Source organism: Microbacterium sp. NPDC089190, from assembly GCF_040701795.1.
GTDB lineage: Bacteria > Actinomycetota > Actinomycetes > Actinomycetales > Microbacteriaceae > Microbacterium > Microbacterium galbum.
This window is the reverse complement of the sequence record NZ_JBFBHF010000001.1, coordinates 222,707-237,506: the sequence shown is the minus strand read 5'-3', so window position 1 is coordinate 237,506 and position 14,800 is coordinate 222,707. Positions and strand designations below refer to the sequence as shown.

Here is a 14,800-nt window from a genome sequence, read left to right as displayed (position 1 = left end):
AACCCCGGCGTGGTGCGTTCCACCATGTATATTCAGATGCATACAAAACAGGAGGCGCATCATGGGTGAGACGAACAACTGGCCGGGCATGCAGTTCGGTGTCATGACGGTGAGCGACATCACCCAGGACCCGACCACGGGCAAGACGCCCAGCGAAGCTCAGCGCATCACGGACACCCTGACGATCGCGAAGCACACCGAAGAGGTGGGCCTCGACGTCTTCGCCCTCGGCGAGCACCACAACCCGCCGTTCTGGTCGTCGTCGCCCACGACGACGCTGGCGTACATCGCCGCGCAGACCGAGCGCCTCATCCTCACGACGTCGACGACGCTGATCACCACGAACGACCCGGTGAAGATCGCCGAGGATTTCGCGATGCTGCAGCACGTGTCGGGCGGCCGCGCCGACCTCATGCTCGGCCGCGGCAACACCGGTCCGGTGTACCCCTGGTTCGGGAAGGACATCCGTCAGGGCCTGCCGCTGACGATCGAGAACTACGACCTGCTGCACAAGTTGTGGCGCGAGGACGTCGTCGATTGGGAGGGGAAGTTCCGCACGCCGCTGCAGGGCTTCACCTCGACCCCGCGTCCCCTCGACGGCGTGCCCCCGTTCGTCTGGCACGGCTCGATCCGCACGCCCGAGATCGCCGAGCAGGCCGCGTACTACGGCAACGGTTTCTTCGCGAACAACATCTTCTGGCCCAAGGAGCACTACCAGCGCCTCATCACCCTCTACCGCGAGCGCTTCGCCCACTACGGCCACGGCACGCCCCAGCAGGCGATCGTCGGTCTCGGCGGTCAGGTCTTCATGCGCGCCAACTCGCAGGACGCGGTGCGGGAGTTCCGCCCCTACTTCGACAACGCCCCCGTCTACGGCCACGGCCCGAGCCTCGAGGACTTCAGCGAGATGACCCCGCTGACCGTCGGATCGCCGCAGCAGATCATCGACCGCTACGCCGCGATGCGCGAGACCTTCGGCGACTACCAGCGTCAGCTCTTCCTCATCGACCACGCAGGGCTGCCCACCAAGACGGTGCTCGAGCAGCTCGACATCCTGGGCGGTGAGGTCGTGCCGGTGCTGCGCAAGGAGCTGCAGAAGAACCGCCCGGCAGAGGTGCCCGACGCGCCCACGCACGCCAACCTCGTCGAGAAGATCTACGCCGGTGCCGCCCCGCGCCAGGCCGTCCCCGGTGCGAACCGCGGCGACAACATGGTCTCGGGAAGCCCCTACCAGGATGCCGCGCCGCGCTCGGGCAGCGCGTTCGGCGCCGCGGCGACGAAGGTGGGTGCCTGAGATGGCCGCCCGTCGCATCGCGGTCGTGACCGCGGGACTGTCGACGCCCTCGTCGACGCGGATGCTCGGTGACCGCCTCGCCCACGCGGCGCTCGCCGAACTGCGCGAGCGGGGGATCGAGGCCACGGCCGACGTCTTCGAACTGCGCGACTACGCGCACGACCTCACCGACAACCTGCTGACGGGCTTCGCCCCGCCGGCGCTCGAGCAGATGATCAACACGGTCGTCTCGGCCGACGGCCTGATCGCTGTCACGCCGATCTTCTCGACGAGCTACTCGGGCCTGTTCAAGTCGTTCATCGACGTGCTCGACCCGCAGGCCCTCTCCGGCACTCCGGTGCTGATCGGCGCCAACGCCGGCACTGCCCGTCACTCGCTCGCCATCGACTACGCGATCCGTCCGCTGTTCACCTACCTGCACGCGAATCCCGTACCGACCGGGGTGTTCGCGGCATCCAGTGACTGGGGCTCCAACGCCGACGAGGTCGCCCCGCTGGGCTCGCGCGTCGACCGCGGCGCCCGCGAGTTCGCCGACGCGATCGCAGCCCGCGAGCCCGTGCGCGACGCCGACCCGTTCGACCCCTCCTCGTACCTCGGCGAGGGCCGCTCGTTCGGTCACCTCCTCGGCGGCTTGTCGGGGGAGTGACCCGTCTCGACGCCCCGTCGCCCTCGTGGGTGGCGGGGCGTCGTCGTGCGTGGGGCGTGATGGGCGTGATCTCCGCGGAATTCGGGGTGCGGGTATGCGCGTCGCGGAGGGTGTGCACGGGCCGGTTCGAGGGTGCGGGGGCGCGAACTCGGTGATGCGCGTGACCTCCGTCGTTTCTGGGGCGTCCGAGCGGAAGGTGTACGCACCACGGAGAGCTCGTGCGCGGGCGACGAAGCAACGCTCCGCCTAGGGTGGGGGCGAGCAGAAGGAGTCGGGATGGATGCCGCGCAGTGGGACGAGCGATACCGCGCCTCGGCCGGGGGAGTGTGGGCCACCCAACCGCCCGCGGTCGTGCGGGAGATCGTGACCCCGCTGCCGTCGGGAACCGCGATCGACGTGGCCACCGGCGACGGACGCACCGCGCTGTGGCTCGCGGAGCGGGGCTGGGCGTGTACCGGTCTCGACTTCTCGAGCGCAGGACTCGCGCTCGCCGCGGCTCGGCCCGGTGGTGACGCCGTCGAGTGGGTCCAGGCCGACGTGCACGAATGGGAGCCCGACGCCCCCGTGGATCTCGTCGTGTCGTGCTACCTCCACCTTCCCGACAGCGCGGCGGCGATCGCGAGAATCGCGCAATGGGTGACGCCCGGCGGCACGCTCGTCGTCGTCGGTCACGACGTCGAGAACATCGCCGCGGGAGGTCACGGGCCCTCCGACCCCGCGATCCTCTACACCCCGGAGGTGCAGCGCGGCGCGCTCGACGACCGGTTCCGCATCGCGCGGTGCGAACGGATCGTGCGAACGAGCGCCGATGCGGAACTCCGCGAGGGCCACCCCGCGGCGGCGGTCGACTCGCTCCTGCACGCGGTGCGCGTGCGCTGACGCGCGCGGCCCGCGGCGGTGAGCGCCCGGCGATCCGCGACCGCAGCGGCGCACGGAGCGACCCGTCCGGGAAGCGGATGCCTCAGAGCACGATGTCGTCCGCGCCGCGGAGCTCGCGCGCGGCGACCGGGCGGAGTCCGCGGCGGACGAGGGTATCCGCCGCGACGAGCGGCCCCACGTCTATCCCCGTCTCGGCCGCGATCCCGGCGATCGGCACCTGGAACGTGCGGAACGCCCCCAGCGGGGGCACCACCAGACCCTGCCGCGTATCGACCAGGTCGGTCTGATCGAGCACGAAACCGGCGGCCGCCAGGGCGTCGCCCTCGCGCCACGCCGCGATCTTCCAGAAGCGAAGCGGCACCCGAATACCGCGGTACGGCGGATCGTCGTCGGCGAGCACCGGCGCGGTGAACACCGCCATGCGCTGATCGGTCGTCTCCGCGTACGCGAGCACATGGTCCTCGAGCCCGAGCCAGAGCTCCTTCGACTGATTGAAGCCGGCCGCCTGCGGTGCGGCGTTCGTGTAGAAGAACGTGGCCTCGGTGGCATCCTGCGCCTGGTCGGTCGTGCCCCAGCCCGGGTCCCGGCGTCGCACGAGGTGCCCGCGGTCGAGGTCGTTGCGGCTGTAGATCTCGGCCCCCGCCTGCGCGTCGGCATCGACGCGCGGGTCGAGACGCCATTCGCCGGTGCGGGGGAGGTCGCGCAGCGTCGCGCCGTCGATCACCACGGCGGTGACGGCCGCGAACCGTCGCCCCTCGTCGAGCAGCACCGAGAAGCGCGGGTAGTCGAGCCGCGTGGTCGCCCGTGCGGGCGAGGGGAGGGGCAGGGGGATGCCGAGGAAGTCCGGGTCGTAGCCGTCGCTCATACGCCCATGGTGCCTGGGCCTTCCGACATCGCGACAGACTGAGGCGATGGAACAGCACGTGAAGACCCGTTCCGACGCGCCCGCGGGCTTCTTCGCCGCGGAGGCGGCCGGACTCCGCTGGCTCGCGGAGGCGCGGGGAGCGCGCATCGCGCGTGTCGCCGAGGTCGCCGACGATCGCATCTGCATCGAGCGCATCGCCGAGACGGGCGCGACGGCCGAGGCCGCGGAAGCCTTCGGTGCCGCGCTCGCCGCGACCCACGACGCCGGCGCCCCGGCCTTCGGCTCGCCGCCGCCCGGGTGGGAGGGCGACATCTTCATCGGACGCCGCTCCCAACCCTCCCGCCCGACGGCGACGTGGGGCGCGTTCTACGCCGCGCAGCGCGTCGAGCCCTTCCTGCCGGTCGCGCTCGCCGCGGGGGCTCTGTCGTCATCCGGAGCCGAGGTGGTCCGGCGCGCGTGCGCCCTCGTCGCGGACGGGGCCTTCGACGACGAGGAGACGCCCGCGCGCCTGCACGGCGACCTCTGGGCCGGGAACGTGCTGTGGGCCGCCGATGGCGTGGTGCTCATCGATCCCGCGGCGCACGGCGGCCACCGCGAAACCGACCTCGCGATGCTCGCCCTCTTCGGCGCTCCGTTCCTCGACCGCATCATCGCCGCCTACGACCGCGCGCATCCGCTTCGCGGGGGATGGCGCGACCGCGTGCCGGTCCATCAGCTGCACCCGCTTGCGGTGCATGCCGCGGGTCACGGTCCGTCGTATGGTCGAGCGCTGGTCGAGGCGGCGGAGGAGACGCTCGCGCTGGTCTGAGCGCCGGTCTCGGCATCTGGAATCTCGGGACCCTCGAAAGGATCGGGCGGAGAAGCCCGAGGCGCGCGGGATCGGCGGGTCCGCGCGAGGGCGCCGTCGCGGCCCCGCGTCAGCCCCGCGCGGCCGTCCGACGCTTCGCCCGGCGGGCGAGGACGAGGTCGACGCCCACGCCGATCCCCACCGCGACGAGGATCGAGACCACCACCGCCACCACCGGACCGCCGGGCACGACGGCGGCCACCACCGCGCCGATGACCGCCTGATACGCCGCCCAGGCCAGCGCCGCCAGAGCGGCGACGCCCAGGTACCGCGCCGGATTCACGCGCGCAGCCCCGGCGGCGAGGTTCACCGCGAGACGCGCGAACGGGACGAACCGCGCCGTGAACAGCACGAGTGCGGCGTTTCGGTCGAGGCGCCGGCGTGCCCACTCCAACGCGGCCGACACGCGAGGCCCGCGCATCCACGGCCACCGTTCGACCCCCACCGCGCGCCCCACGAGGTAGCAGCACAGGTCGCCGGCGAACGCGGCGGCCCCGGCGACGAGGATCACACCGCCCAGCGGCGGGGTGCCGTGCGCGACGGCGAGGGCGCCGAAGGCCGTGACCGCCGCCTCGCCCGGAACGACGACGAGGAACGCGTCCGCGAACACCAGTATTGCCATCGCCGGCAGGGCCCACGGGCTCGCCGCGATCGCCTGCAGCCACGCGTCGACCCCGTCCATCCCGTCACTCTCCGCCGCCGATCGAGACGCCCCGCCCACGCGGCGGTGACGCCCCGCGGAGCATCCGGTGAACATCGCGAACGTCGACCCATCACGCGCCCCGCGAGGGCCGCCGAGGTCGCACCCTGGTGTCGTGAGAGTCGCGCTGCTGGCCGAATCCTTCCTCCCGCACATGAACGGGGTCACCGGTTCCGTCCTCCACGTCCTGCGCCACCTGGCCGACGCGGGGCACGAGACGCTGGTCATCGCCCCCAGGTCGGGAGACGTCACCGCCGACCTGCACGGCGCCCGCACTGAGCTCCTGCGCTCGGTGCCGCTGCCGTCCTACCCCGAGGTGCGGGTGGTGTTCGCCCGAGCGGCACGCCTGGGCGCCCTGCTGCGCGACTTCGACCCCGATGTCGTGCACCTGGCATCCCCGTTCGTCCTCGGGTGGCAGGGGCTCGCCGCGGCGGACGCCCTGAAAATCCCCTCCGTCGCCGTCTACCAGACCGACGTCGTCGCCTACTCGCAGAAGTACGGCCTGCCGCACGCCACGGCCCTCGTCGCCGCTCACGTCGCCCGCCTTCACCGTCGGGCCACGCTCACCCTCGCTCCCTCGTCGGCGTCGACACGTCAGCTCGAGGAGCTCGGCGTGGATCGCATCCGCCGCTGGAGTCGGGGAGTGGATGCCGTGCGCTTCGCCCCCGAGCACCGCGACGACGCGTGGCGCGCCGAGGTGGCGCCGCACGGCGAGCGCATCATCGGGTACGTCGGTCGCCTCGCGCCCGAGAAGCAGGTCGACGACCTCCGCGTCCTCGCCGGCCTGCCGGACACCCGCGTGGTGATCGTCGGCGATGGTCCCTCGCGCCCCGCGCTCGAGAAAGCCCTCCCGGATGCCGTCTTCACGGGCCACCTGTCCGGAACGGCCCTGTCATCGGTCATGGCCGGGTTCGACGTCTTCGTGCACCCGGGCGAGAGCGAGACCTTCGGGCAGACCATCCAGGAGGCCCTGGCCAGCGGCGTCCCGGTGGTCGCGACGGGAGTCGGCGGTCCGCTGGATCTCGTGCGCTCGAGCGTCGACGGCTGGCTCTACAAGCCCGGCGACCTCGGCGACCTGCGCGCGCGCGTCGCCGATCTCGTCGGCGACGAGGCGAAGCGCCGCGCCTTCGCGCGCGCCGCGCGCGGCGCCGTGCAGGGGCGCACGTGGGCGGCCCTGACGGGCGACCTCGTCGGACACTACGCGGATGCCATCGCCCTCCGCCGCATCGACGACAACCTCCTCCTGCGCGGCGGGCCGCGCCCGGCGGCCGTCGAGGCCACGCGCACACGGGGTCGCTGGACCCGCTTCGTCGCCCTCGGCGACTCGTTGACCGAGGGGCTGTGCGACGCGTCGCGCATGCCCTCGGGCCAGTTCCGCGGGTGGGCGGACCGCCTCGCGGAGCTCCTCGCGCACACGAGCGACGAGGGGCCTTTCCGTTACGCGAACCTCGCCGTGCGCAGCCGCCGCGTGCGGCACCTGATCGACGAGCAGATCCCCGCGGCCCTGGCCCTGCAGCCCGACCTCGTGTCGATCCTCATCGGTGCCAACGACCTCGTCGGGCCGGCCCCGGTGATTCCCGCCCTCGTGGCGGAGGTCGAGTCGGCGGTGCGCGCGGTACGTCGCACGGGCGCCGACGTCCTGCTCGTCACGACGTTCCTCCCTCGACGGCCGGCGGCTCGCATCTTCGCCCGCCGCTTCGCGGCCTACAACGTGCATCTGCGCCGCATCGCCGCGGACCAGGGCGCGATCCTGCTCGACCTGGAGGCCGCCGCCGAGATCGGGGAGCTGCCGCTGTGGGCCGACGATCTGGTGCACCTACGCTCGTCGGGGCACCGGCTCGTCGCCTACCGCGCGGCGGAGGCGCTCGGCGTTCCCGACGCACGAGCCCTGCTGGGCCTCGATGAGGCGCTCCACGCCGACGACGATGCCCCGCGCGGCGGATGGCTGACCCGTGACGCGCTGCCCTGGGTGTGGCGCCGAGTCCGCGGTCGCACCGCGGGTGACGGCATCCACGCGAAGCACGAGGGATACGTCGAGCTCCCCACCCGCGGCGATCGGGAGCGCACCCCCGCGTCGTGACGCACGCCGATGCCCGGGGCGGCTGCCCGGGAAGGACCCTGGGTTCGTCGAGGGGTCCGGTGGCTTCGACAGGTTCAACCACCTCGCGCGCGGAGGACTCCGAGCTCGTCGAAGGGTCCGTGATCGGCGCCCCGCGCCGAGCCGGCGCTCAGTACCAGCCGGTCTGCTCCGAGTGCGCCCATGCTCCGCAGGGAGAGCCGTAACGCGCGCTGATGTACGACAGTCCCCACGAGATCTGCGTCGCCGCGTTCGTGCGCCAATCCAGACCGGCGGATGCCATCTTCTCGCCCGGGAGCGCCTGGGGGATGCCGTACGCGCCGCTCCACGGATTGAGGGCGTCGGCGCGCCAGCCCGACTCGCGATTCCACAGCGAGACGAGGCAGGAGAACTGATCGTCGCCCCACCCGTAGGAACGGATCGCGCCGCGCGCATGGTCGCGGGCCTCGCCCGGGCTCATGATCGGGCCCGCGGGTGCCGTCGAGCCGCCGCCGGAGCCGCCCGACCCGCCGCCGTTCGAACCGCCTCCGCCGGAGCCGCTCCCGCCGCCCGAGCCTCCGCCGCTGCCGCCGGACCCGCCGCCCGAGCCGCTGCCGCCCGACCCGCCCCCGCCGGAGTTGCCGGACCCGCCGCCTGCTCCTCCCGACCCGCCACCGGACCCGCTGCTGCCGGAGCCGCCCGCTCCCGAGCCGCCGGATCCGCTCGATCCGGAGCCGCCACCGGTCGCGCCGCCGGCCTCGGCGGCGTCGCGTGCGGCCTTCTCGCGTTCACGGGCTGCGCGCTCCTGGGCTGCGGTGGTCTCTTTCAGGGCGGCGAGTTGCGCGTACAGCTCGTCCAGTCGCGACTGCGCCGCCGCGACACCGGCCGCTTCGGCATCCGCTTCCCCGCGGGCCGCGGCCGCCGTGGTCTCCGCTTCGGCCGCGAGCCGAGCCGCTTCGGTGCGCGCCGCCTCGGCCTGCGTGCGGAGTGACGTCGCGACGTCGGCGGCCGATCGGGCGTCGCCCGCGGTGCGCGCGCTGACGGAGGTGACGTGGTCGAGGAGACCGAGCCGCTGCAGCAGCGAATCGGGATCCGCCTCGGTGAGCAGCTGAGCGACCAGAGGCCCGGCGCCGACCGTCCGATAGAGGCGGGCGGCGCTGGCCCCCGCGCGGCTGCTCGCCTGCGACAGGGCGGCATCGGCCGCCGTACTCTGCTCGGTCAGGGTCTGAGCGCGCGCGGACGTCGTGTCCGCGAGACGGCGCGTGCGCTCGGCGGCGGCGGACGCGTCCAGCGCGCGACGGGAGGCGGACGCTGCCGCCGCCTCCGCGGCATCCAGCTGGTCCTTCAGCGCCGCCACGGCCGACTCGTCGACAGCGGCGGGACGTGTGCTCGTCGCGGTCGACGCGACCGAGGCGGAGGCGGAAATCGGCAGGAAGGTCGCGCCGACGACCAGGCACGCGGCGAGCGTGTGACTGGTGAGACGCGTGAGACCCATGAGGTCACGCTAGAGCACGAAGGCGTGGCGCGGCCACCCCGGGGCGGTCGTCGCTGGTAGGGTGAAGCCCGAATGCCGTCTTGGCATCCGCTCAACTACATATGAGCTCACGGAGCAGGCCGGCAGACGCTGGTCCCCTGTGGTGGACTCCCCGTCGGAACGCCGGGTGGTCGTCTACTGGTGGCCAGTCGCCGGGACTTCCGGGTCGATTCGTCGGCGCGCCCTTTCTGCCTGTTCCTGCTCCTTCGCATGTCAGCTCGTCGCCCACACGGGGCGGCGAGCCTAAACAAAGAAGGAGGGACCTCTTGGAAGGTCCAGAAATCACCGCCGCCGAGGCCGTTCTCGACAACGGCCGCTTCGGCACCCGTACCATCCGTTTCGAGACCGGACGCCTCGCCCAGCAGGCCCAGGGCGCCGTCGCCGCCTACCTCGACGAGGAGACGATGCTCCTGTCGGCCACCAGTGCCGGCAAGCACCCCCGTGAGGGCTTCGACTTCTTCCCGCTGACCGTCGACGTCGAAGAGCGTTCGTACGCCGCAGGAAAGATCCCCGGCTCGTTCTTCCGTCGCGAGGGCCGCCCCTCGACCGAGGCCATCCTCGTGTGCCGCCTCATCGACCGCCCGCTGCGCCCGTCGTTCGTCGACGGCCTGCGCAACGAGGTCCAGATCGTCGTCACCGTGCTGTCGATCGCACCCGGCGAGTTCTACGACGCCCTCGCCATCAACGCGGCATCCATGTCGACCCAGATCTCGGGTCTGCCGTTCTCGGGCCCCATCGCGGGTGTGCGCCTGGCGCTCATCCCGGGCCAGGGCGAGCACGCCGACCAGTGGGTCGCATTCCCCACCGTCACCCAGCTCGAGGACGCCGTGTTCGACCTCATCGTCGCGGGCCGCGTGCTCGACGACGGCGACGTCGCCATCATGATGGTGGAGGCCGAGGCCACCGAGGGCAGCTGGAACATGATCAAGGGCGGTGCGACCAAGCCCAACGAGCAGGTCGTCGCCGAGGGTCTCGAGGCCGCGAAGCCGTTCCTGCGCCAGCTCGTCGACGCGCAGAACGAGGTCGCTCGCACCGCGTCGAAGGAGATCCAGTCGTTCCCCGTCTTCCCGGCCTACAGCCAGGAGACCTACGACTTCGTCGCCGGTCGCGCCTACGACCGTCTGGTGCCGGTGTACCAGATCGCCGACAAGCAGGAGCGTCAGAACGCCGACGACGAGGTCAAGACCTCGGTCAAGGAGCAGCTGCTCGCCGCCGTCGAGTCGGGCGAGCTGCCCGCTGTCGCGACGCTGGAGTTCAACGCCGCGTACAAGTCGGTCACCAAGACGATCGTCCGCGGTCGCATCCTCGCCGAGGGCGTCCGTATGGACGGCCGTGGCCTGGCCGACATCCGCCCGCTCGACGCCGAGGTGCAGGTCATCCCGCGCGTCCACGGCTCGGCGATCTTCCAGCGCGGCGAGACCCAGATCCTGGGCGTCACCACGCTGAACATGCTCAAGATGGAGCAGCAGATCGACTCGCTCTCGCCCATCACGAGCAAGCGCTACCTGCACCACTACAACTTCCCGCCGTACTCGACCGGTGAGACCGGTCGCGTGGGGTCGCCGAAGCGTCGCGAGATCGGCCACGGCTTCCTGGCCGAGCGCGCGCTCGTGCCGGTGCTGCCCAGCCGCGAGGAGTTCCCCTACGCGATCCGTCAGGTGTCCGAGGCCCTCGGCTCGAACGGTTCGACGTCGATGGGCTCTGTCTGCGCCTCGACCCTGTCGCTGCTGAACGCGGGTGTGCCCCTTCGCGCTCCCGTCGCCGGTATCGCCATGGGTCTGGTGACCGACGAGGTCGACGGACAGACCCGCTACGCCGCGCTGACCGACATCCTCGGCGCCGAAGACGCCCTCGGCGACATGGACTTCAAGGTCGCAGGTACCTCCGAGTTCATCACCGCTATCCAGCTCGACACCAAGCTCGACGGCATCCCGTCGTCGGTGCTGGCCGCCGCCCTCACCCAGGCGAAGGAGGCTCGTCTGACGATCCTCAACGTCCTGAACGCCGCGATCGACGCTCCCGACGAGATGGCGCCCACCGCGCCCCGCGTCATCAGCGTGCAGATCCCGGTCGACAAGATCGGTGAGCTCATCGGCCCCAAGGGCAAGACGATCAACGCCATCCAGGATGAGACCGGCGCGCAGATCTCCATCGAGGAGGACGGCACCGTCTACATCGGCGCGACCGACGGCCCCTCGGCCGAGGCTGCCCGTGCCCAGGTGAACGCGATCGCCAACCCGACCAACCCCGAGGTGGGCGAGCAGTTCCTCGGAACGGTCGTGAAGATCGCGACCTTCGGTGCGTTCGTCTCGCTGCTCCCCGGCAAGGACGGCCTGCTGCACGTCAGCGAGGTCCGCAAGCTCGCCGGTGGCAAGCGCGTCGAGAACGTCGAAGACGTGCTCTCGGTCGGCCGCAAGATCCTCGTGCGCATCACGAAGATCGACGACCGCGGCAAGCTCTCGCTCGAGCCCGTGCTCGACGAGGAGGCCACCACGCCCGAGCCCGCCGACACGCAGAGCTCGGCCGCCGCGAGCGAGGGCCCCGAGGCTCCCGCCGAAGGCTGATCGCGCGATCACCGGATGCCCGTCCCGCTCGATGCGGGGCGGGCATCCGTCGTGTGACGCAAGTGGTCAGCGGGGCTCATGTGACAGCGCCGCGCGCAAGCGTTACGCAATGTTTATCGCCGGGCCGGGTGAAACCGCAGCCTCGTCAGGGCGAACGCATACGCTCGAAGAACGTCGGGGGGCGAGGGCGTGCGGCATATCCGCACCGGTTCCCGGCGCGAGAGGGGATCTCACCATGAGCGGCTCGGGCGTCGACGAGACGGCCTCGCCGCGCCTGCGTCGGGATCGCGCTCCGCACCCGTCCGCCCCCATCACCCTGCAGGGGCCGGGCCTCGGCTCCCACGTGCGCGTCCCCCTCGGCGAGACCGGCTTCGACGTCTTCCCGCTCTTCCTCGGCGGCGGGGAGTTCGGCTGGAACGTCGACGCCGGCGCCAGCCACGAGATCCTCGACGCCTACGTCGAGCTCGGTGGCAACGCCGTGCACACCGCCGACAGCTACGCGGCCGGCCGCAGCGAGTACATCATCGGCGCGTGGATGCGGTCGCGCCGCCTTCGCGATGACACCGTCCTGACCGTGCGGGTGGGCGGTCATCCCGACAACCCCGGTCTCGACTCCGTGAACCTCGTGCGGGCGGTCGAGGCGTCGCTCACGCGCCTGGGCACCGATCGCATCGACGTCCTCTCGCTCGACGCCGCCCGTGGCGACACGGCGATGCTGGAGGACACCCTCGCCACGAGCGAGTGGCTGGTCGACTCCGGCAAGGTGCGCGCGATCGGCGCCCACGGATACACCGCCGCCCAGCTCGTGGAGGCGCGCATCCTGTCGTCGGCGGGGTATCCCCGCATCACGGTGCTCGACGTGCCGTACAACGTGCTGCGGCGCTCGGAATTCGACGGAGATGTGCGTCTGATCGCGTCCGCCCAGAACATGGCGGTGACCCCGTCGCATCCTCTCGCTCACGGTTTCCTCGCGGGCGAGACGCGCACGCGCGGTCAGTCGACGCAGTCGGTGCGCGGCTCCCAGGTCGCGGCCCACCTGAACCGGCGCGGCTCGCGGGTCCTGCGCGCGCTCGACACCGTCGGCAACGAACTCGGCATCCCGGATGCGGCGGTGGCGGTGGCATGGCTGCTCGCGCAGAAGATCATCACCGCGCCCATCGTCAACGCCTTCGCTCCGCGCCACGTGGTGGAATGCATGCGCGCCGTGGGCGTGCGGCTCAGCCGCTCCCAGCTGTCGGACATCGCGCGCGCCGCCGGGTGAGGGCCGCCCCCACCGGGGCGTGACGTAGGCTGGGAGGACCGGCCGGGGGACGGCAGATCGACAACGGGGTGAGCTGACGTGACGCACTACATCTACCTGGTGCGCCATGGCGAGCACCAGGATGCCGAGCACGGCCTCTCCGACGGCCCCCTGTCGCCGCGCGGCCAGCGTCAGGCGGCGTTGCTCGCCGATCGGCTGTCGGGTCTTCCCCTCGACGCGGTGTGGCACTCGCCCCTCGAGCGCGCCGCGCAGACCGCGCGCGCCGTCGCCGACCGCCTCCCGTCGGTCTCGCCGGAGTCGTCGGCGCTGCTGTTCGACTGCGTCCCCACCGGAATGACGCCCGAGACCCCGGCCGCGTACGAGCCGTTCTTCGGCTCGGTGACCGAGGCCGAGATCGACGCGGGACGCGCGCAGATGGCCGACGCGACCGCCGAGTTCCTCGCCCGCAAGGCGGGGGAGGTGCACGAGCTGGTGATCACCCACAACTTCGTCATCTCGTGGTTCGTCCGCGAGGTGCTGCAGGCTCCCGATTGGCGTTGGATGACGATCAACCAGGCGTACTGCGGACTCACGGTCATCGCGCAGAAGAAGGGCCGCCCCTGGACGCTGCTGTCGCACAACGACCTGGCGCACCTGCCGGTCGAACTGCGCACGGGACTGGTCGACCCGCTGCCGGTCTGACCGGGCTGCCGGTCCGATCGGGCCGCCCATCGGGTCGGGCTGCCGCGGACCAGACGGCCGGTCTGATCCGGCTGTCGGTCCACCCCGCCGCCGGTGCGCTGCCGGCGGCACTCCGCTCCGGATGCCGCTCGCGCGGCGCGTCTGCGGACAGTGCCCGACCCGCGACGGCGCCGACGCCTAGGCTGGTGGCATGACCACACGCGTTGCCATCGTGGGCGGAACCGGCAAGCTCGGCGGAGTCATCCGCGAGGTCGTCGAGGCCGAGGACGGATACGAGGTCGCCGCCGTGCTCGGCTCCCAGTCCGATCTCGCCGAGCTCGACGGAGCCGACCTCGTGGTCGACGCCTCGACGCCCGCGGTGTCCATCGACGTCGTCCGCGCCGCCATCGACCGCGGACTCAACGTGCTCGTGGGCACCTCGGGGTGGTCGAACGAGCGCATCGCCCTCGTCCGCCCGCTCGCGGAGGCGGCCGGGACGGGTGTCGTCTTCATCCCCAACTTCTCGCTCGGGTCGGTCATCGGCAGTGCCCTGGCGGCCGCCGCGGCCCCGTTCTTCCCGTCGATCGAGATCGTCGAGGCCCACCGCGACACGAAGGTCGATTCGCCCAGCGGCACCGCGGTGCGCACGGCCGAGCTCATCGCCGCGGCCCGCGCCGACGTCGGTCCCGTCGAGTCACCGCACGTCGACCAGCGTGCTCGGGGCCAGCGCGTGGCATCCGTTCCGATCCACTCGCTTCGACGTCCGGGCGTGATCGCCCGCCAGGAGACCGTGCTCTCGGGCGCGGGAGAGTCGCTCACCATCGTGCACGACACGATCGACCCGACCACGGCATACGCGCCGGGGGTCCGCATCGCCCTCGCGGCGGCTCGCGAGGCGCGCGGCGTGACCATCGGTCTCGACAGCTTCATCGACATCGGCGTGCGCACGCGGCCGGTCGAGACCGGCGCCCCGGTGTCGGACGGCGACGTGTCGGGTCAGGTCGCGAGCGCGACGAGCGCATGAGGGTCCGCATCGCCGTCGCCGTCATGACGGTGCTGCTTCTGCTCTACGTCGTCCTGGCGGGGCAACGGGCGCTCGTCCTGCTCGCCAGCGGCGAGACCGTCGGCGTGGTCATGGGCATCGCCCTTCTCGTCCTGCCGTTGCTCGCCCTCTGGGCCATCGGGCGCGAGCTGTGGTTCGGTGTGCGCGCGCAGCAGATCGGCGAGAGGCTCGACGCCGAGGGCGGACTCCCCGCCGAAGACCTGCCCGTGCGGCCGAGCGGGCGCGTCGAACGCGCCGACGGCGACGCCCTGTTTCCGCGCTATCGCGCCGAGGTCGAGGCTGATCCCGCCGACTGGCGCGCGCGCTACCGTCTCGCTCTGGCTTACGACGCCGCGGGTGACCGTCGGCGTGCGCGCGAGGCCGTGCGCACCGCGATCCGTCTCGAGGCGGCGGAGCGACGCGGGCGCTGAGTCCGCGCGGTCGCCGCTCCG

General features: G+C 72.1%; 13 protein-coding genes. 10 read left to right on the top strand and 3 right to left on the bottom strand.

Features of this window, described 5'->3' with window-relative positions; genetic code table 11:
• Nucleotides 1-61: 61 nt before the first annotated feature.
• From AB0230_RS01205 to AB0230_RS01195, 3 genes are all read left to right on the top strand, one after another.
• Nucleotides 62-1,294: an LLM class flavin-dependent oxidoreductase gene (locus tag AB0230_RS01205; RefSeq protein WP_315993113.1), complete on the top strand. Its 1,233-nt coding sequence runs from the start codon at nt 62-64 to the stop codon at nt 1,292-1,294.
• A 1-nt stretch (nt 1,295) separates the two neighbouring features.
• Nucleotides 1,296-1,940 (top strand): FMN reductase, encoded by a 645-nt coding sequence (locus AB0230_RS01200; protein ID WP_363578943.1) that lies wholly within the window; start codon nt 1,296-1,298, stop codon nt 1,938-1,940.
• Between the two features lie 276 nt (nt 1,941-2,216).
• Nucleotides 2,217-2,819 carry a methyltransferase domain-containing protein gene (locus AB0230_RS01195; protein ID WP_366373480.1) on the top strand — a complete coding sequence of 201 codons (603 nt, stop codon included), beginning with the start codon at nt 2,217-2,219 and terminating at the stop codon, nt 2,817-2,819.
• An 82-nt stretch (nt 2,820-2,901) separates the two neighbouring features.
• On the opposite strand, the gene AB0230_RS01190 is transcribed toward AB0230_RS01195, so the two are convergent.
• The gene (locus AB0230_RS01190; protein ID WP_366373478.1) at nt 2,902-3,684 is read right to left on the bottom strand and encodes a DNA/RNA non-specific endonuclease; all 783 of its coding nucleotides are present in this window, start codon (nt 3,682-3,684) and stop codon (nt 2,902-2,904) included.
• Nucleotides 3,685-3,730: 46 nt separating this feature from the next.
• On the opposite strand from AB0230_RS01190, the gene AB0230_RS01185 reads away from it, so the two are divergent.
• Nucleotides 3,731-4,492 carry a fructosamine kinase family protein gene (locus AB0230_RS01185; RefSeq protein ID WP_315993109.1) on the top strand — a complete coding sequence of 254 codons (762 nt, stop codon included), beginning with the start codon at nt 3,731-3,733 and terminating at the stop codon, nt 4,490-4,492.
• A 109-nt stretch (nt 4,493-4,601) separates the two neighbouring features.
• Here the strand turns inward: AB0230_RS01185 and AB0230_RS01180 are convergent, their stop codons facing one another.
• Nucleotides 4,602-5,213 carry a VTT domain-containing protein gene (locus AB0230_RS01180; protein WP_366373476.1) on the bottom strand — a complete coding sequence of 204 codons (612 nt, stop codon included), beginning with the start codon at nt 5,211-5,213 and terminating at the stop codon, nt 4,602-4,604.
• A gap of 133 nt (nt 5,214-5,346) precedes the next feature.
• Here AB0230_RS01180 and AB0230_RS01175 point away from each other — a divergent pair, with 133 nt between their 5' ends.
• Entirely contained in the window at nt 5,347-7,311 is a 1,965-nt protein-coding gene (locus AB0230_RS01175; protein ID WP_315993107.1) for a glycosyltransferase, read from the top strand.
• A gap of 148 nt (nt 7,312-7,459) precedes the next feature.
• Here AB0230_RS01175 and AB0230_RS01170 read toward each other — a convergent pair whose 3' ends face one another.
• Nucleotides 7,460-8,782: a hypothetical protein gene (locus AB0230_RS01170; RefSeq protein ID WP_366373474.1), complete on the bottom strand. Its 1,323-nt coding sequence runs from the start codon at nt 8,780-8,782 to the stop codon at nt 7,460-7,462.
• 305 nt (nt 8,783-9,087) lie between these two features.
• Here AB0230_RS01170 and AB0230_RS01165 point away from each other — a divergent pair, with 305 nt between their 5' ends.
• From AB0230_RS01165 to AB0230_RS01145, 5 genes are all read left to right on the top strand, one after another.
• Nucleotides 9,088-11,385 (top strand): polyribonucleotide nucleotidyltransferase, encoded by a 2,298-nt coding sequence (locus AB0230_RS01165; RefSeq protein ID WP_315993105.1) that lies wholly within the window; start codon nt 9,088-9,090, stop codon nt 11,383-11,385.
• A 235-nt stretch (nt 11,386-11,620) separates the two neighbouring features.
• The gene (locus AB0230_RS01160; protein WP_366373472.1) at nt 11,621-12,646 is read left to right on the top strand and encodes an aldo/keto reductase; all 1,026 of its coding nucleotides are present in this window, start codon (nt 11,621-11,623) and stop codon (nt 12,644-12,646) included.
• 78 nt (nt 12,647-12,724) lie between these two features.
• Nucleotides 12,725-13,327 (top strand): histidine phosphatase family protein, encoded by a 603-nt coding sequence (locus AB0230_RS01155; RefSeq protein ID WP_315993103.1) that lies wholly within the window; start codon nt 12,725-12,727, stop codon nt 13,325-13,327.
• A 190-nt stretch (nt 13,328-13,517) separates the two neighbouring features.
• The gene (gene dapB / locus AB0230_RS01150) at nt 13,518-14,330 is read left to right on the top strand and encodes a 4-hydroxy-tetrahydrodipicolinate reductase (RefSeq protein ID WP_315993102.1); all 813 of its coding nucleotides are present in this window, start codon (nt 13,518-13,520) and stop codon (nt 14,328-14,330) included.
• Complete coding sequence (locus AB0230_RS01145) at nt 14,327-14,779, top strand: hypothetical protein (RefSeq protein WP_366373469.1); 453 nt, start codon at nt 14,327-14,329, stop codon at nt 14,777-14,779. The genes dapB and AB0230_RS01145 overlap by 4 nt, the downstream gene beginning before the upstream one ends.
• The last annotated feature ends 21 nt before the right edge of the window (nt 14,780-14,800 follow it).

Bases quoted from the DNA above. Each gene is read 5' to 3' on its own strand.
- AB0230_RS01205 (WP_315993113.1), top strand. From the start codon at position 62: ATGGGTGAGACGAACAACTGGCCGGGCATGCAGTTCGGTGTCATGACG.
- AB0230_RS01200 (WP_363578943.1), top strand. From the start codon at position 1,296: ATGGCCGCCCGTCGCATCGCGGTCGTGACCGCGGGACTGTCGACGCCC.
- AB0230_RS01195 (WP_366373480.1), top strand. From the start codon at position 2,217: ATGGATGCCGCGCAGTGGGACGAGCGATACCGCGCCTCGGCCGGGGGA.
- AB0230_RS01190 (WP_366373478.1), bottom strand. From the start codon at position 3,684: ATGAGCGACGGCTACGACCCGGACTTCCTCGGCATCCCCCTGCCCCTC.
- AB0230_RS01185 (WP_315993109.1), top strand. From the start codon at position 3,731: ATGGAACAGCACGTGAAGACCCGTTCCGACGCGCCCGCGGGCTTCTTC.
- AB0230_RS01180 (WP_366373476.1), bottom strand. From the start codon at position 5,213: ATGGACGGGGTCGACGCGTGGCTGCAGGCGATCGCGGCGAGCCCGTGG.
- AB0230_RS01170 (WP_366373474.1), bottom strand. From the start codon at position 8,782: ATGGGTCTCACGCGTCTCACCAGTCACACGCTCGCCGCGTGCCTGGTC.
- AB0230_RS01160 (WP_366373472.1), top strand. From the start codon at position 11,621: ATGAGCGGCTCGGGCGTCGACGAGACGGCCTCGCCGCGCCTGCGTCGG.
- dapB (WP_315993102.1), top strand. From the start codon at position 13,518: ATGACCACACGCGTTGCCATCGTGGGCGGAACCGGCAAGCTCGGCGGA.
- AB0230_RS01145 (WP_366373469.1), top strand. From the start codon at position 14,327: ATGAGGGTCCGCATCGCCGTCGCCGTCATGACGGTGCTGCTTCTGCTC.